The sequence below is a fragment of the Cohnella sp. 56 genome (assembly GCF_037963805.1).
GTDB lineage: Bacteria > Bacillota > Bacilli > Paenibacillales > Paenibacillaceae > Cohnella.
Genome location: NZ_JAZDQE010000011.1, coordinates 58,076 through 75,621, shown reverse-complemented (window position 1 = coordinate 75,621; position 17,546 = coordinate 58,076). Strand labels below are relative to the sequence as shown.

The following is a 17,546-nucleotide window of genomic DNA, read 5'->3' as shown; positions in this document are numbered from 1 at the left end:
GGCAGTACCCGCACGACAAGCAAGACCGTTCGACTACTTAACCGAGAGAGCGCCATTTCACATGAAGCACGACTTTCAACACGGTTCGCGTTTAAGTTGTTTTTTATTAGCTGCAAGTGTCAAGAGCTGCAAAGGAGTCCGCTAAGCATGCCGAAAACTAAATCCGCTACATCCCGCTACATGCCGGGTCTCGATGGATTGCGCGCGATCGCCGTACTTGCGGTTATCGCCTATCATCTGGATTTCGGATGGGCTTCGGGAGGCCTACTGGGCGTAGGCGTCTTCTTTGTGCTGTCCGGATACCTCATTACCGATCAGATCGCCGCCGAGCTGCACCGCGAGGGGAGGCTGGACCTGAAGAGGTTCTGGCTGCGCCGCGCGCGCCGTCTGCTGCCGGCGATGCTGCTCGTCATGGCAGCCGTATTAATCTATCTTCTGTTATTCGACCGTGACCGACTGGCGCCGCTCGCAGGCGACGTGTGGTCGGCCGTCACCTATACAAGCAACTGGTATTTGATCTATCATCATGTCTCGTACTTCGAGAGCTTCGGACCTCCGTCGCCGTTCGGGCATCTGTGGTCGCTCGCCGTCGAGGAGCAGTTCTACCTGCTGTGGCCGCTGCTGCTGCCCGCAGCCGCAGCGCTGCTCGGCCGGCGCGGCCGGACGGCGCTGCTCGTCACCGCCGGAGCCGCCGCGTCGGCGATCGCGATGGCCGTCCTCTACGTGCCGGGCGAAGACCCGAGCCGCATTTACTACGGCACGGATACGCGCGCATTCGGCCTGCTGCTCGGCGCGGCGCTGGCGCTCGTATGGCCGAGCGGCCGCCTCGTCGCCGCCGTCGGCCGCGGCTTCCGGCTCGGACTCGATGCGGTCGGCGGGGCCGGACTGCTCGCCGTCCTGCTGATGATGCGCTTCACCAGCGAGTACGATCCCTTCCTGTACCGGGGCGGGATGGTGCTGCTGACGATATGCACCGCCGCGCTGGTCGCCGCGCTCGCCCACCCGGCGAGCCGGCTCGGCGCCTGGCTCGGCTGTCTGCCGATGCGCTGGCTCGGCCAACGCTCCTACGGCATCTATCTGTGGCATTATCCGGTCATCGTGCTGACGAGCAGCCAGACGGATACCGTATCCTGGCATCCGCTGCGGACCGCGCTGCAGCTCGGCGCGAGCATCCTGCTCGCAGCGCTGTCGTACCGCTATGTGGAGAATCCGATTCGCCACCACGGCATGGCAGCCGTCCGCGAGGGCTGGCGCAGGCTGGCCCTGGCCGCCGGCCGCGGCAGAACGGCTGGCCGTCCGGCACGCGGACCGAACCGTCCCGCAGCTGCTTTGTCCGTCGTGACGCTAATCCTGCTCTGCGTCTCCTGCACGGGCGACGCGCATCCGCTGGCGAAGCCGCCGGTGAATGTGCCGGGCGCAGGACAGGTCGCGCAGCCACCGGCGCACACGGAGCCGCCGTTAGCGACGCCGACGCCAAGCCAGCCCGGACAGACGTCGCCGGACCCGACCGCGAAGCCGTCCGCCAAGCCATCCGCCAAGCCGTCCGCGAAGCCTTCTCCGTCGCCGACACCACCGGCGAAGCAGGGCGGGGGCGGGCAGACGTCGTCGGGCGCGGGACAGTCTCAGGGCGCATCGCACAGCGGCGCCGGCATCACGGTCATCGGCGATTCGGTCATGATCAACGTGAAGCCGTATCTCGAGGATCTGCTGCCCGGCATCGTCGTCGACGGGAAGGTCGGCCGGCAGATGCGCGAAGCGATCGACACGATCGGCTCGCTCCGGGATCAGGGGCAGCTCGGCAAGCGCGTCGTCATCGAGCTGGGCACGAACGGCCCATTTACGAAAAAGCAGCTGTCGAAGCTGCTGGACGAACTGGCCGATGCGGACGAGGTGATTCTGATGAACACCCGCGTACCCCGCAAATGGCAGGATACGGTCAACGAGATGCTGAAGGACGTCGGCAGCGATTATCCGAACGTCAGGATCGGCGATTGGCATGGCGCCAGCGCCGGCCACGACGAGTACTTCGGCAAGGACGGCGTCCATATGGGCAAGACGGGCTCGCAGGCTTTTGCCAAGCTGATCTCCGATCTGCTGGACGCCTAGCCGGATCGATCACGATGACTTCATGAACATCATAAGCGACAACCGCGCGAGGCGGCCGACTCTCTGCATGGGAGCGGCCGCCTTGCGCTTGTCGGCGCGCCGCTGTAGACTAGGAAACCGGTAGAGACAGCACGCGAATCGACATCGAACGGAGGCTATACGGTATGGACGGCAGCGCAGGGCTGGCTGATGCTTTTAAACAATGCGAATATCCCGTCGTCGGCCACGGCAGGCGCAACCTCGGCATGCTCCTTGAAGCGCTCGAGGGCGCGGACGCGCTTCAAGACGCCGACATGTACGGCAAAGGTAAAATAATCGAAGATTTCCAGGCGAAAATCGCGGCATTTGTGGGCAAGCCGGCGGCGGCGTTTTTCCCGAGCGGCACGATGGCCCAGCAGATCGCGCTGCGAATCTGGTGCGACGAAAAGAAAAGCAAGCGGGTCGCATTTCATCCGCTCTGCCATCTGGAGATCCACGAGGAGGACGGGCTGAAGGAGCTGCACGGCATCCAACCGACGCTGCTCGGCGACGCGGACCGGCTCATTCGGGTCGAGGACGTGCGGGCGCTCGGCGAGGAGGAGGACACAGCTTGCCTGCTGCTCGAGCTGCCGCAGCGCGAGATCGGCGGGCAGCTGCCGCCGTACGAGGAGCTGGAGGCGATTGCAGAGCTATGCCGCAGCCGGGGGATCAGGCTGCATCTGGACGGAGCGCGGCTGTTCGAGATACTGCCTTATTACGGCAAGTCGGCCGCCGACATCTGCAGTCTGTTCGACAGCGTTTACGTATCTTTTTACAAGGGGCTGGGCGGGATTGCGGGGGCGATCCTTGCCGGAGAGGCGTCGTTTGTCGCCGACGCCAACATATGGAAGCGCAGGCATGGCGGCGATCTGATCAGTCTGTATCCGTATATTATCAGCTCCGATTATTACTTTGAGCTGCGAGTCGGGCGGATGGCGCAATATTACGAGGAGGCCCGGGAGCTTGCCGCGCTGTTCAACGGCTGCCCGTCCGTGCGCACGGTGCCCGCAGAGCCCGTGTCGAGTATGTTCCACGTACATGCCGAGCGGTCGAAAGGTGCGTTCGAGGCCGCTCTTGAAGCGGTCTGCAGGCGCACGGGCATCGGTCTGTCGTCCTGGGTGAAGGCGACCGGCGAGCACAGCTCCGCATTTGAGGCGACTGTCGGCGACAGATACGCTGGCGTACCCAAGGACAAGCTCCGCGAGGCGTTCAGGGTGCTTGGCGAGGAGCTATCCGCGCGTTGAACCTGTATACGCGTATGCGCGCTGAACCTGCATAATTGAACGGCCCGATCACGATGCAATACGCAGCGAGCCGGCCGCATGATCTTGGGATCAGGCGGCCGGCTCGCTGTCGTACGTTGTTCATCCGGTCCGGATTATTGGCCGAGGAAGGCGTTCAGCATCCATACCGTCTTCTGCAGGTCTGCGGTCTGGCTGACGAACAGGTCCGCCGTGGCGCTGTCGCCTTCGGCTTCCGCGGCTGCGATGCCCTCGGCCAGCTCGGCGATCAGCGACTCATAGTCGGCGACTGTCGCGGCAACCATCTGCTCGGCGGACTCGCCGCCGGCCGCTTCTTGGACAGTGGCGAGCGCGAGACTCTCCTTCAGCGTCGATACGGGCTTGCCGCCGATCGCCAGCAGCCGCTCGGCGAGCGCGTCCAGGCGCTCGGCCGCCTCGTTGTACTGTTCCTCGAACTTGACGTGCAGCGTGAAGAAGTGATTTCCTTTGACGTACCAATGGAAATGATGAAGCTTCGTGTACAGGACGTTCCAGTTGGCGACCTGGCGGTTCAGGACGGCGTGCAGCTTGACGGTTTTTTGAGCGGTTGTCATGTGTAATTCCTCCATAATTATATTTAGACTTAATCTAAGTTCTGATAAAATCATAACATAAGACCGTGTGCAAATCATGAAGAACAGATGAAGAAGCGTCCGCAATCGACCGTTTGCTTTTGAACCCGATGACCGCAAGTGCTATTCTTGGGAAGTATGGTTGTTTTCATTCTGTTTTATAAGGAGCGAAGGGCATTGAGCTGCACGAAGCATTTGTGGATCGGCGGTGCCTGGCGCGAGACCGAGGCGTACGTCGAATTGAGAGCGCCTTACGATGGGGCGCTGCTGGCAGAGATTGCGGACGCCGCGCCCGAGGACGTCGATGCGGCGATCGGGTCGGCCGCTCGCGCGGCCGCAGCGATGCGCGCGCTGCCGGCGCACAGACGCTCGGCTATACTGGAGCGTCTGTCCGAGCTGCTGGCGAGCCGCAGGGACGAGGCGGCCCGCATCGTGGCGCAGGAGGCCGCGAAGCCGCTCAAGGCGGCGTATGCGGAGATCGACCGCACGGTGCTGACGTACAAGTTCGCGGCCGAGGAGGCCAAGCGCATCGGCGGCGAGACGCTGCCGATGGACGCGGCTCCGGGCGGCGAAGGGCGCCTGGCCTATACCCGCCGGGAGCCGATCGGAGTCGTCGGCGCGATCACGCCGTTCAACTTTCCGATGAACCTGGTCGCCCACAAGGTCGGGCCCGCGCTGGCGGCCGGCAACGCGGTCGTGCTGAAGCCGGCGCCGCAGACGCCGCTGTCGGCTTTTTACATCTCGGAGCTGCTCGCGGAGGCCGGCCTCCCGGACGGCGCGCTGAATATCGTGACGGGCGACGGCAAGCGCGTCGGCGAGCAGATCGTCGGCGACCGGCGCGTCGGGGCGATCTCGTTCACGGGCAGCGCTGCGGTTGGAGCCGCCATCAAGGCGCAGGCGGGTCTTAAGCGCGTCACGCTGGAGCTGGGATCGAACAGCGCGGTCATCGTGGACGACGACGCCGATATCGCGGCCGTCGCCAGGCGCTGCGCGGAGGGTGGATTCGGCTATCAGGGGCAGGTGTGCATCTCGCTCCAGCGCGTGTATGCGATGACGGCCGTCGCGGACGAGCTCGCGGCGCGGATTGCGGATGCGGCCTCGAAGCTGGTCGTCGGCGATCCGCTCGATCCGGACACGGATATCTCCGCCATGATCAATCCGCGGGAGGTCGAGCGCGCAGCGGGATGGATTGACGAAGCGGTGGTACGCGGCGCGACGCTGCTCGCAGGAGGCGAGGCGCATGGCGGCGTGCTGGCGCCGACGGTGCTGACCGGCGTGCCGGACGATGCGATGCTGTCGCGCCGCGAAGCGTTCGCGCCCGTCGTGCTGGTGAACAAAGTGAATACGATAGCGGAGGCGATCGCCCGCGCGAACGACTCGGACTACGGTCTGCAGGTCGGCATTTATACGAACCGGCTGGACACGGCGCTGCATGCGGCGGAGACGCTGGAGGCCGGGAGCGTGCTCATCAACGATATTCCGACCTACAGGCTCGACCATATGCCGTACGGCGGCATCAAGGAGAGCGGGCTCGGCCGGGAGGGCGTCAGATACGCGATCGAGGAGCTCACGGAGCTGAAGCTTGTCATCTGGCGGACGCCAGCGCAGTAGCATGCAGGACGATCGGGATCGGGGAGGAAGCCGGAGTTGCACTATTTGCGCAAATACATGTCGAAGTACGGTTGGCCGTTTACGTTGTCGCTGGCGCTCGTCGCGCTCGAAGGGGTCTGCGATCTGCTGCTGCCGACGCTTATGTCACATATGATCGACCGGGGCGTGCTCTCGCGCGACCTCGATATCGTCGCCAGATACGGGCTGTGGATGCTCGCGATTACGGCTGCGGGCGCGCTGTCCGCGCTCGGGCGCAACGTTGTCTCGAGCCGGGTATCGCAGCGCTTCGGCGCCGATCTGCGCGGCGATCTGTTTCGCAGAATCCAGTATTTGTCGCTGCGCGACGCGGACCGCTACGACCGGGCTTCGCTCGTCACGAGGCTGACGAACGACGTCACCCAGGTGCAGAACTTCGCCAACGGCATGATGCGTATCTTCGCGAAGGCGCCGCTGCTCTGCATCGGGGGGCTGATCATGGCCGTGCGGCTGAATCCGCATCTGTCGCTCGTGCTCGTCGTCGTCGTGCCGCTCGTCATCGGACTGATCGCGCTGAACATGCGGGTCGGCTTTCCGCTGTTCCTCCGCGTACAGACGGCGCTTGACCGGCTGAACGGCGCGATGCGCGAATATTTGTCGGGCGTCCGCTCGGTCAAGGCTTTCAATCGCTTCGGCTTCGAAGCGGACAAGTTCGAGACGATCAACGAACAATACCAGACGCGCTCGATTACGACGCTGCGGGCGATGGCGGGCTTCGGGCCGGCGATCACGCTCGTCGTCAATCTCGGCGTGGTCGTCATCGTCTGGATCGGCGGGATCCGGGTGAACGACGGCGATATGCAGGTCGGCAATATTATCGCATTCGTAAACTACATGACGCAGATCTTATTTTCTCTCATGACCATCTCGTGGGTGTTCAACATGTTCATCCGGGCGCGCGCTTCGTCCGGCCGCATCGCCGAAGTGCTGGCGCTGCCGGAGGGCGAATCCTCGCCGGACCGGCGGTCTGCGGACGTTGCCGGTTCGGCGATGTCTGTTAGCGCGGCTGACACTGTCGGTGGAGCGGTTCTCGCTGAAGCGGCTCAACGTGTCGATAGGGCGGACTCCGCGGATTTGGCGCCGGGCATCGTCTTCGAGCGCGTCGGCTTCGCCTACGAGGGTGCGGCCGGCGAACGGGTGCTGCGGGACGTGACGCTCGATTGCCGTCCGGGAGAGACGCTCGCCATCGTCGGCTCGACCGGCGCCGGCAAGAGCACGCTCGTCAACCTCGTGCCTCGCCTGTACGATCAGACGGAAGGCGTCGTCCGGATCGGTGGCGTCGACCATCGTCTGCTCGACGTCGCCTCCCTGCGCGAGCAGGTCGCCGTCGTGCCGCAGCGGACCGTACTGTTCTCGGGTACGATCGCGGACAATTTGCGATGGGGCAACGAGGCGGCGACGCAGGACGAGCTCGAGGCGGCGGCCAAGGCGGCCAGCGCGCATGACTTCGTCATGTCGCTGCCGGAAGGCTACGAGGCGGTCCTCGGGCAGGGCGGAGTGAACCTGTCCGGCGGCCAGAAGCAGCGGCTGTCCATCGCCCGCGCGCTTGTCCGGCGTCCGCGCATTCTGATCCTCGACGACTGCACGAGCGCGCTGGACGCGGTCACGGAGGGCAAGGTCAAGGCTGCGCTCAAAGCTTATGGCGGGAAGCTGACCTGTCTGCTCATCGCGCAGCGCATCTCCTCGGTCATCGATGCGGACCGGATCGCCGTACTGGACGACGGCGAGCTGGTCGGACTCGGTACGCACGAAGAGCTGCTGCGCGGCTGCGCAGTATACCGCGACATCTGTCGCTCGCAGTTCGGAGAGGAGGCGATTCCCCATGTCTCAGGCATCTGATTCGCGCGGCTCGCGTCAGGGCGCAGAGCCGGCCGTTGCCGTGCGCGGGCCGGGCGGCGCGGGCCCCCGCGGGCGCGGGCCCGTCCAGAAGCCCAAAGCGTTCGGCGCGACGGTGCGCCGCCTGCTGACTTACCTGCGGGCGGAGCGCCGGTGGCTCGCGATCGTATTCGCATTCACGCTGGCCGGCGCTGGCGCCGCGCTGCTCGGGCCGTACCTGATCGGCCTGGCCATCGATGCGATGGACGGCGCGGGACAAGTCCGGTTCGGCGCGCTGCGCACGCTCATTTTCCTGTTGGCCGTCGCCTATGCGATGGACGCTTCGCTCAGCTTCGTACAGAGCTGGCTCATGGCCGGCGTCTCACAGCGGGCCGTGCGCCAGCTGCGCAGTGCGCTGTTCGGCAAGCTGCACGGGCTGCCGCTCTCCTATTTCGATACGCGCAGGCATGGCGAGATTATGAGCCGACTGTCCAACGACATCGACAACGTCAGCACGAGCCTGTCGCAGACCGTCGTGCAGCTCATGGCCGGCGGCGTGGCCATCATTGGCTCGCTCATCATGATGATCGTGCTCAGCCCGCTGCTGACGCTCGCCGGACTCGTGACCGTGCCGCTCGTCTATTTGCTGGCGCGCGTCGTGACACGCAGGACCGGCAAGCTGTTCAAGGCCCAGCAAGCCTATCTCGGCAGGCTGAACGGACAGATCGAGGAGAGCGTCACCGGCCTCTCGCTCGTCAAGGCATTCGGTAGAGAACGACGTACGGTCGCGGAGTTCGACGCCGTCAACCGGAATCTGAGCGAGATCGGCATTCAGGCGCAAATATGGTCTGGCCTGCTGATGCCGCTGCTCAGCGTCATCAACAACATCGGCTTCGCGACGGTTGCCGTCGTCGGCAGCGTGCTGGCGGTGAAGGGGCATATCACGGTCGGCGTCATCGCGAGCTTCCTGAGCTATTCCCGGCAGTTCGCGCGGCCGCTCAACGATATCGCAAACGTGTACAACGTGCTGCAATCGGGCGTCGCCGGCGCCGAGCGGGTGTTCGAGGTGCTGGACGAGGCGGAAGAGGAGCCTGACCGGACCGGAGCGGCGCGACTGTCCGCAGGCGCGATGGATGTCGTCTTCGAGAATGTATCGTTCGGCTACGATCCGGTGCGTCCGATATTAAGAGACGTCAGCTTCGAGGCCGAGGCGGGCACGAGCGTCGCCCTTGTCGGTCCTACGGGCGCGGGCAAGACGACGATCGTGCAGCTGCTGAACCGGTTCTATGACGTGACGGAAGGGACGATCCGGATTGCCGGGCGCGACATCCGCGACTACGAGCGGGGCAGCCTGCGAAGCGCGTTCGGCGTCGTGCTTCAGGATACGTATTTGTTTTCCGGGACGATCCGGGACAACATCAAATACGGCAATCCGGACGCCAGCGAGGAAGCGATGATCGAGGCGGCGCGACTGGTCGGCGCGGACAGCTTCATCAGGCGGCTGCCCAAACGCTACGACACGCAGCTCACCGAGAACGGCGGCAGCCTGAGCCAGGGCCAGAAGCAGCTGCTCGCCATCGCGCGCGTGATGCTCGCGCAGCCGTCGATTCTCATCCTGGACGAGGCGACGAGCAGCATCGATACGCGCACGGAGCTCCAGATTCAGGAGGCGCTGCTGACGGTCATGAAGGGGCGGACCAGCTTCGTCATTGCGCACCGGCTCAATACGATCCGGGGGGCCGACCAGATCCTCGTCATCATGGAGGGCGGCATCGCCGAGCGGGGAACGCACGAGGAGCTGATGGCGCGTCGGGGCGCGTACTACCGGATGTTCGAGAGCCAGTTCGGCTCCGGTGCGGCGCTAGGCGTCGCGGCTTCAAGCAGTGATCCCGATGCAGCTGCTGACAGGGACTCAGGTATCACGACTTCAGACCCGGACACCGGTGCAGGCTCGCATACTTGACTCCGCCGTCCGGACAGCCTATAGTAGGTCAGTTGACTCTAAACGGAATGTGAAAGGAAGGCATCGAGATTGGCATCGCAAGACGAAGGCAGCAAACTTATACTTACTAAGATTTGGAAATGCAAAAGCCCCGATTGCAAGGCATGGGTGCGCGACGAATTCGCTAGCGAGGAGCAGAAGTGCCCGATGTGCAAAGGAGACATGCTGCGCACGATGAAGCATCTGCCCGCGCTCGTCAAAAAGATAAAATCGAAGTCGCGCTGACGGTCGGCGAATCGGATGCCCCTCTCAGGTGTAATAAGCTATAATAGTTCTCGAAGGCAGGCCTCCGAACGATCGGTGAGCCGCTCACTGGAGAGAAGGGAGACCGCCGTCATGTCCTTATTCGCCAACTTTCCGCTCATCGCCGCGATCGTCTCCATTCTGTCGGCGCAGGCTGTCAAGGTGCCGATCCAGTTTATCGGCAGGCGTTCCTGGAAGACCGGCATGGCCTTTAGCACCGGCGGCATGCCAAGCTCGCATTCCGCCGCGATGGCGGGTCTGTCGACTGCCATCGGCATCGACGAAGGGCTCGATTCGCCGCTGTTCGCCGTGGCGGCCGTCGTAGGCTTGATCATTATGTTTGATGCCGCTGGCGTCCGCCGGCATGCGGGATTGCAGGCATCGGTGCTCAACCGGTTCCTGCGCAAGATGCCCGACCTGCACGGCGAGCTGCACCCGGTCAAGGAGCTGAAGGAGCTGCTCGGCCATCGTCCGATCGAAGTGTTCGCGGGCGCGCTCTGGGGCATCGGGATCGGTATCGCCGTCTACTATTTGTTTTACGCGTAATGACGTCACTCGCGTAAAAGAGGCTTGGACCCGAAGCGGGAAACCGCTCGCGGCCAGGCCTCTTTTTGTGGTATGAAGCGGCGCAGCCGGCGAGGGTTCGGCGCGAAGCGACCTCGCAAGCCACGTCAGCATGGCAAAAAACCGCACAAGTTTGTGCGGTTCGCGGTGCGGTGTGCTGGTGCAGGCGGTGTCACAGCTCGAGCCGTTGTCCCGGCTTCAGCACGGTGCCCTTGATGCCTTTCTGCTCGAGCGCCGACACATAGGCCGCGGGATTCTGGCGGATCGGCGGGAAGGTGTCGTAGTGGACGGGCACGACCTGCTTGGCTTTGTACCACTCGGCCGCCGTCAGAGCGTCGTCCGGTCCCATCGTGAAGTGGTCGCCGATGGGGAGGAAGGCGAGGTCGATGTCATGTCGCTCCCCGATCATTTTCATATCGCCGAACAGCCCGGTATCTCCTGCATGCAAGATTGTGAGACCGCCCCAGGTAATAATGAGCCCGGTCGGCATCCCGAGATAGACGATCCGCTGCTCGTCGTCCAGCGTATAGCCGGAGCTGTGGAACGCCTGGATCATCTTCACCTTGGCGTAGCCCAGATCGTAGGTGCCTCCGATGTTCATGCCGACCGTATTCTCGACGCCCTGCCAGCCGAGGAACGTGGCCAGCTCGGGAGTGCCGACGACCTGGGCGCCCGTGCGCTTCGCGATGGCGACGGTGTCGCCGACATGGTCGCCGTGTCCGTGCGTCAGCAGGATATGTTCGGCTTCAACTTCGGACGCCGCGGCGGCTGCCAGCGAGTTGCCGCTCAGGAACGGATCTATGATGAGCGAATGCCCGTCCTGTTCCAGCTTCACGCAGGCATGTCCCAAAAAAGTGACGATCATTGATATCCCCGCCTTCATCGAATAGTGTGAGAGCGCCGCAACTTCATCTTATACCCCTAAATGAGCCTCCGCCAAACGCAGCGGCGAAATTCAGGCGGGGGAGAGCCCCTTCACCAGAAACGAGACGGTCGCTTCGCGCTCGGCCGCGTCGTCCCATGCCGGATCGTCCGCCATCGTCAAACGCATGAGCACGTAGCCGATGAGCGTCGAGGCGATGAGGCGCGCGACTGTCGGGGCGGGGAGCGCGGCGATCTTGCCTTGCTCGCGGAACTTCTCGACGAGGACCGTCACGCGCGCCATCACCTGGGACAGAATAATCGTCTTGAACTGCTCCCGCATCTCCGGGTGGAAAGGAAGCTCCTGGACGACGATGCGGAACAACCGCTTGTTGCGGTTCACGAACTCGATCCGGTTGTCGATCATGCGGCGGACGAACTGCTCGAAGCTGTCGTGCTCGCCGTCGAGCACGCTGCCGAAGCCGCGGATGACGAACGGCGCCATCATGCGCATCATCGCGGGCGTGACGATCGAGACGAGCAGATCCTTTTTGGTCCGGTAATGTCTGAAAATCGTCCCCTCGGCAACGCCCGCCCGCTGCGCGATCTCGCTCGTAGAAGAGCCCGCATAGCCTTTGGCCGCGAACACCTCGATCGCCGCCGCGAGAATGCGCGCTTGCTTCTCCGTCTTGATCGTCTGCCCTTCACCCAAGGCGCCCTCGCGCAGCAGCTCCTCCATCCATGGTTCCATCGCTTCGTTATCGGCGTTCATCTGCAGTGCTCCTTCGGTTTACTGAAGCGGGGACGCGTGGCCGCGTCCGCGCCTGCTGCATTCATCGTACCATAAGCCGCTGAGCATCGTTAAATCGCGCGCTGCTTCTTCAGCGCGACGACGTTCAGCATGGCGAACAGCAGCGACAGTCCGAGCAGGACGGCGACGTCGACGGCGATGCCGCCGAAGCCTGCGCCGCGGATCATGATGTCTCTCAACGCGTCCCCGCCGTAGTAGAGCGGCATCAGATAGGTCAGCTTATGAAGCCACGGCGACATGCCGTCGAGCGGGAAGAGGCCGGAGAAGAAAGCCTGGGGAACGATGACGAGCGGCACGAACTGAATGATCTGAAATTCCGAGCTTGCGAAAGCGGACAGCAGCGTGCCGAGAGTGAGCGCGGTGAGCGTCAGCAGCAGGTTGATGAGCAGGATGAGCCAGATCGAGCCGGTCATGTACATGCCGAGCACATAGACGGCGAACACGGCGATCAGCGCGGCTTGGACGATCGCGAACAGGCCGAAGCCGCTCAAATAGCCGAGCACGATCTCGTATCGGCGAATCGGCGTCGCCATCAGACGCTCCATTGTACCCGTCGTGCGCTCCCGCAAAAAAGCGACCCCGGCGAGCAGGAAAACGAAAAAGAAGGAGAAGAAGCCGATCATGACCGGTCCGAACGAATCGAAGGAGGACATGCCCGCCTTGCCGTGGAGATACGTAACTTCGGGCTGTACCTGCGACTCGGCTGCCGGTCCGCGGATGGCGGCGAAGGCCAGCAGCACTGCCCGGCTGCGCGAAGGATCGCTGCCCTCGAGCAGCAGGGCGGGCTTGCCGGCGGACAGCGACAGCACCGCGTCGAGCTCGCGGCGATCGAGAGCCCGGCGCGCTTCGTCGGCCGATTCATAGGGAACGATGTCCGCCTTCGATACGGACAGGCTCTGTACGAGCGATTCGGGCAAGCCGACCGCGCCGATCTTCGGGACGGTGCCGCCGCCTCCGAAGACAAAGTAGACGAGCGTCAGGATGAACAGCGGCGCGGCGAACAACAGTGCGAGCGTACGCTTGTCACGAATAAACTGCCGGAAAATGCGGACGGTGAGCGCGCGAATTCTCATGCCTCGCCACCTCCCAGCCGGATGAAAGCTTCCTCGATCGTGGCAGCGCCGGCGGCGGTCTTCAACTCTTCCGGGCTGCCGACGGCAGTCAGCAGGCCGTCCCGGATGAGTCCGATCCGGTCGCAGCGGTCGGCCTCGTCCATCACATGCGTCGTGAGCAAGATCGTCGTGCCCCGGTCGCGCAGCGCCGCGAGCGATTCCCATATGGATACGCGCAGCACCGGGTCGATGCCGACTGTCGGCTCGTCGAGGATGAGCAGTTCGGGCTCGTGCAGCAGCGCCACGGCCAGCGACAGCCGCCGCTTCATGCCGCCCGAGAAATGCGAGACGAGCTTCCCCGCGTCCGCCGTGAGGCCCACAGTCGACAGCGAGGACGCGATTCGTCCGGAGAGCCGCTCTCCGGACAGGCCGAACATGGCGCCGAAAAACTGCAGGTTCTCGCTTGCGGTCAGCTCGCCGTACAGCGCGTCCGCCTGCGCCATGTAGCCGATGTGGGACAACAGGCGAAGGGAGGGCACCCGTTCGCCGAGCACCCGAATCTGCCCGTCCGGCGAGGCGTCGATGCCCGCGATCAGCTTGATGAGCGTCGTCTTGCCCGAGCCCGACGGTCCGAGCAAGCCGAACAGCTCGCCCCTGCCGATGACCAGCGAGATGCTCCGCAGCACGGCGCGGTCGTCGAAGCTCCGCGCGACCTCGCTTAATTCGATCGCGGCGCTTCCAGTCGGCTTAGCGGCGGTGTCTGCGATATCGGCAGTGTCAGCAGAGTATCCGCCGAAGCGCGTTCCTTGTGCATTTGTCATAGCTCAGCTCCATCTGAGTGAGTGATCACTCATTTTTTGCTTCCATCATATCAAAGGGGACAAAGCTAATTCAAGAGTCAGCGTGTCTGGTCATCAGGAAAATATTCCGACACGGCCTATGAACAAAAAAAGGCCGCCCGTTTACCCGATTCGGGCTTGCGGACGGCAAAGGGTCTGTTAATGAGGATAGGCCGTATCGAACTCGATGCCGCACGGGCCGCCGTCCGAATTAATCTCCAGATCGATGGCCGTGCCGTCCTGCCGGTACAGGGGGCGATAAAACTCCGCGATTTTAGTTGCTGAAGCGTTGGCGTAGTGGCAGATGAAGGCGCGGCGGAACCGGTCCTTCGTTTTGTTGCGGTAAGAGCCGTGAATGAGATTGCCGTTGAAGAAGAGCACGTCGCCTCTGTTCATGACCGCAGGCACGACCTTTTCCTCTTTTGGCGGCTTCACGTAATGCATCGTGAACGATTCCTTCGAATCGGCCAGTTCGGGGCATACAAGCTCATAATCGCTCGTTTTCGGGACGACCAGCAGGCCGCCGTTTTCTTCGTCCGCCGCATCGATTGCGGTCCAGGCGGCAATGCAATTGCCCGGCTCTACCTGCAAATAAAAATTGTCCTGGTGCAGCGCCTGCCCGCGCGAACCCGGCGGCTTGTAGTAGAACATGCTTTGCGCCGCCAGCGCTTCCTCGCCGTACAGGTCGGACAATACATCCATCACCGGCCGGTGGAGCATATACTTTTTGGCGGTGTCGTTGAATCTGTGCGGATGCATCACTCTCGGATACCGCTTCAGCGGATCCTGCGCATCGTCGCTCGGCTCGAAGTGGCCCGGTACGAAGGTGTTGCCGATGGCTTCGAACGTTCGGTCGATCTCCTCGAGCTGCTCTTTATCGAACAGTCCGCTTACGATCACATAGCCCTCGGTTCGGAATTGCCGAAGCTGATCTTCGGTCAAATATCGCGGCGCTGCGTTCATCGTCATTCTTCCTTTCGTCGGATAATGTCCTTGACAAAAAGATACAGCCTTTCGTAACTTGAAGGAAGTAAGTTTGCTGCTGAATACTAACGGAATCTTGCTACGCCACGACAACGGCAGGAGGGAAGTATGGCAACGCCCAAACCGTCTGAGACATATTCCGAATCGGTTTTTAACCCGGTCTTCGGCGACCGCTACGATCAGGACGACACGTATTTTTTCAAACGTCCCGCAGGCATGAAGGATTGGCTGATCGTATACACGATAGCCGGGAAGGGGTACTTCCGCACGCCTGAAGGGATTAAAATATGCGAGGCGGGACAGGTGGGCCTGCTTCGCGCCGGGGTACCGCACGAATACGGTACGGTGGCCGGACAGCGATGGGATTTTTATTGGGTTCACTTTCAGGGAATGCCCGAGATCGATTATTTGCCCCGGGAGGAAGTACTCGTTCAATCGGTGACGGACGGTCCTGCGAGGGAGCGGGTCGAGCGGGCGTTTGCGGCCATTTTGCAGGATTCCCGCGAGCAGCAAGGACTATGGCAGCACTTGTGCCTGAACGGACTGCGGGAGATTGTGCTGCTGATGGCGCGGAGCCGGCAAAAAAAGCTGGATGCCCGCATCGAAGATGTGCTTCAGTATTTATCCCGCTCGATGCGAGAGCACATCCGCCTGGAGCGGCTGGCCGAAGTAGCCGGCCTGTCCGCGTCGCGGCTGGCGCATTTATTCAAGCAGGAGACCGGCTTTACAATTATCGAGCATGTCAATCGCATGCGAATCCGGCATGCGGCGCTGCTCATGGAGCATCAGGGGAGGCATGCGACGGAGGCCGCGCTCGATGTGGGCTATCAGAACTACAACCATTTTGCGGAGCAATTTTATAAATATATGGGCGTAAGGCCGAGAGCCTACCGGACACGGAGCATCCGGGAGGAACGGTCAACGTGAACGGCATCGCTTTTTTTGCGAATACGCTTTCCATTTGAACTTCGTCACGTTATGATTACGAATGGTTCAAATGAAAGATTTGTCAGCGAAGAGGCGATCGTCATGGCGCAATCTCTGGTTCCCTTTTTCCTTTTTTTAATTCCCGCTTTTTATGCGGGCTGCGTGTCGGTCGATCTGTTTCGCCGCAATGCACGCAAGCTTGATTACTTGCTGGCCGCGATTTTGACAGGATGCATCGCGCTTCTTTTCGTATCGGAGTTTTTAAAGTCCCAGTTGCCGCCCGCCTATACGATCCCGATCGCGTTGTACGGAAGCTATTTTTTTACCTTTTTGTGCGGGAGCCTGAGCCTGCATTTCTTTATTCGCATCAGCGGCGTTGCCTACAAATATGTACATAAGGCCAGCATTCTCTGCTATGTTCCGTTGGCGATTTACGCCGCTTTATTGCTAAGCGGCGACGGGGAGCGGCTGTTCAGGCGTACGGAGGTGCACGGCATTTGGCGGCAAGAGATTCCCGCGCTTTCATTTTACGGACTGCTCGGTTTGCTGCTGCTCATGTCCTGCTCAACGTTAACGATTGCTTGGCTGGGGATCAAAAGAGCCGGGAACGACCATCGGCAAAAACGCTTCAAATTGCTGTACCACGGCATTTTCGCTTATATGACGACTTTTATATTGTTCGCCGTGCTCATTAAGGCTTTAAGGCCGATCGTGTTCATACCGGATTCCATCAGCGAGCTTTCCGTGCTGATCTTTACGATCTATATTCATCTGCTTATGGTCCGATACGATTTTCTGCCTACCGAGCAATTGAAATACAAAAAACTGTTCCAGATCTCCCAGTCTGCCATTCTGCTCTTCGATGAAAAAGCCAACATACTTGAAGCGAACCCGCAAGCGTACAAGCTGCTGGACTGGGATTCGTCCAGAACGTTGGTCGGACAAAATTATATCCAGTTTATCCCGGAAACGAGACAGCCCTACTTTTTGGATACGTTCCGCTCCGGCTTCAGCAACAATCGTGTCATCGACTTCGAGTATGCCATCCGCACGTTCACCGGCGCGACCAAAAACGTGCTCATAGATACGGACAGCATCCGTCACGGCGATGAAACGATCGTCATGGCTGTCGTAAGAGACATCACGCAAAAAAAGCAGGAAGAGCTGCTCATCAGACATATGGCGCATCACGATCTATTGACCGGGCTGCCGAACCGCCTGTCGTTCCAGCGTCGGACGGAGGAGCTGATTCGGGCAAAGGATGAAAATTCTGCAGTATTCGGCGTCATTCTGATCGATCTCGATCGGTTCAAGCAGGTGAACGATACGTGGGGCCATGAGGTCGGCGATGGTGTGCTGATTGAGTCGGGGCGCCGGATGAAGGAGGCGCTGCGGGAGATCGATTGCGTCTTCCGCCTGGGCGGGGATGAGTTCGTGGCGCTGATCATGGGAGACCGCGCATGTACGATCGACGCTGCGCGCGCCTTGCTCCGCGCGGTTGAGGACGAGCTGGACATCGACACCATTCGCATCGCGATCGGGGGGAGCCTGGGCATCAGTCTGTATCCGGCGCATGGGCAGGATGTCTCGTCGCTGCTCAGGACGGCCGATCATGCGATGTACAAGGCCAAGAAGAAGCGCGGCCACGGCTTCGAGGTGTACGGGGACAGCGGTTAGCTGAGCAGGCGGCAATTCAAAGAGGGACGCCAACATAGGGGCGTCCCTCTTTTTTATCACAAAAAAATAATTGAAAGCAAAATAACGCCATGATATACTCAATAGCGCCATTGACGTTTTAAAGAAAGGAGCATATTCACTTTATTCC

At 61.7% G+C, this 17,546-nt stretch carries 15 protein-coding genes; 9 read left to right on the top strand and 6 right to left on the bottom strand.

Translation table 11 applies throughout. The annotated features are described in order from the left end of the window. Window positions 1-147: 147 nt before the first annotated feature. Window positions 148-2,106, top strand: a complete 1,959-nt coding sequence (locus tag VQ071_RS18720; RefSeq protein ID WP_340515665.1) for an acyltransferase family protein — start codon at window positions 148-150, stop codon at window positions 2,104-2,106. Window positions 2,107-2,270: 164 nt separating this feature from the next. Continuing rightward, a complete protein-coding gene (locus VQ071_RS18715) occupies window positions 2,271-3,368 on the top strand; it encodes a threonine aldolase family protein (RefSeq protein ID WP_340515663.1) in 1,098 nt (365 codons plus the stop codon). Between the two features lie 134 nt (window positions 3,369-3,502). Here the strand turns inward: VQ071_RS18715 and VQ071_RS18710 are convergent, their stop codons facing one another. Continuing rightward, a complete protein-coding gene (locus tag VQ071_RS18710) occupies window positions 3,503-3,958 on the bottom strand; it encodes a Dps family protein (protein WP_340515662.1) in 456 nt (151 codons plus the stop codon). 195 nt (window positions 3,959-4,153) lie between these two features. Here VQ071_RS18710 and VQ071_RS18705 point away from each other — a divergent pair, with 195 nt between their 5' ends. From VQ071_RS18705 to VQ071_RS18685, 5 genes are all read left to right on the top strand, one after another. Then, window positions 4,154-5,587: an aldehyde dehydrogenase family protein gene (locus VQ071_RS18705; RefSeq protein ID WP_445293308.1), complete on the top strand. Its 1,434-nt coding sequence runs from the start codon at window positions 4,154-4,156 to the stop codon at window positions 5,585-5,587. A 36-nt stretch (window positions 5,588-5,623) separates the two neighbouring features. Further along, on the top strand, window positions 5,624-7,462 hold the full coding sequence (locus tag VQ071_RS18700) for an ABC transporter ATP-binding protein (protein WP_340515660.1): 1,839 nt from the start codon (window positions 5,624-5,626) through the stop codon (window positions 7,460-7,462). Continuing rightward, window positions 7,446-9,401: an ABC transporter ATP-binding protein gene (locus VQ071_RS18695; RefSeq protein WP_340515659.1), complete on the top strand. Its 1,956-nt coding sequence runs from the start codon at window positions 7,446-7,448 to the stop codon at window positions 9,399-9,401. Before VQ071_RS18700 ends, VQ071_RS18695 begins: the two co-directional genes overlap by 17 nt. A gap of 69 nt (window positions 9,402-9,470) precedes the next feature. Then, window positions 9,471-9,665 carry a cold-inducible protein YdjO-related protein gene (locus VQ071_RS18690; RefSeq protein ID WP_340515658.1) on the top strand — a complete coding sequence of 65 codons (195 nt, stop codon included), beginning with the start codon at window positions 9,471-9,473 and terminating at the stop codon, window positions 9,663-9,665. A 111-nt stretch (window positions 9,666-9,776) separates the two neighbouring features. Next, a complete protein-coding gene (locus VQ071_RS18685; protein WP_340515657.1) occupies window positions 9,777-10,229 on the top strand; it encodes a divergent PAP2 family protein in 453 nt (150 codons plus the stop codon). Window positions 10,230-10,419: 190 nt separating this feature from the next. Here VQ071_RS18685 and VQ071_RS18680 read toward each other — a convergent pair whose 3' ends face one another. From VQ071_RS18680 to VQ071_RS18660, 5 genes are all read right to left on the bottom strand, one after another. After that, a complete protein-coding gene (locus VQ071_RS18680) occupies window positions 10,420-11,112 on the bottom strand; it encodes a metal-dependent hydrolase (RefSeq protein ID WP_340515656.1) in 693 nt (230 codons plus the stop codon). 90 nt (window positions 11,113-11,202) lie between these two features. Beyond that, window positions 11,203-11,880: a TetR/AcrR family transcriptional regulator gene (locus tag VQ071_RS18675; RefSeq protein WP_340515655.1), complete on the bottom strand. Its 678-nt coding sequence runs from the start codon at window positions 11,878-11,880 to the stop codon at window positions 11,203-11,205. A gap of 89 nt (window positions 11,881-11,969) precedes the next feature. Then, a complete protein-coding gene (locus tag VQ071_RS18670; RefSeq protein ID WP_340515654.1) occupies window positions 11,970-12,992 on the bottom strand; it encodes an ABC transporter permease in 1,023 nt (340 codons plus the stop codon). Continuing rightward, window positions 12,989-13,792, bottom strand: a complete 804-nt coding sequence (locus VQ071_RS18665; protein ID WP_340515653.1) for an ABC transporter ATP-binding protein — start codon at window positions 13,790-13,792, stop codon at window positions 12,989-12,991. The genes VQ071_RS18670 and VQ071_RS18665 overlap by 4 nt, the downstream gene beginning before the upstream one ends. A 177-nt stretch (window positions 13,793-13,969) precedes the next feature. Then, window positions 13,970-14,773, bottom strand: coding sequence for a phytanoyl-CoA dioxygenase family protein (locus tag VQ071_RS18660; protein WP_340515651.1), 804 nt, complete (start codon window positions 14,771-14,773; stop codon window positions 13,970-13,972). A 129-nt stretch (window positions 14,774-14,902) separates the two neighbouring features. On the opposite strand from VQ071_RS18660, the gene VQ071_RS18655 reads away from it, so the two are divergent. Beyond that, window positions 14,903-15,721, top strand: a complete 819-nt coding sequence (locus VQ071_RS18655) for a helix-turn-helix domain-containing protein (protein WP_340515650.1) — start codon at window positions 14,903-14,905, stop codon at window positions 15,719-15,721. A gap of 102 nt (window positions 15,722-15,823) precedes the next feature. Continuing rightward, window positions 15,824-17,398 (top strand): sensor domain-containing diguanylate cyclase, encoded by a 1,575-nt coding sequence (locus VQ071_RS18650; RefSeq protein ID WP_340515649.1) that lies wholly within the window; start codon window positions 15,824-15,826, stop codon window positions 17,396-17,398. Window positions 17,399-17,546: the final 148 nt, after the last annotated feature.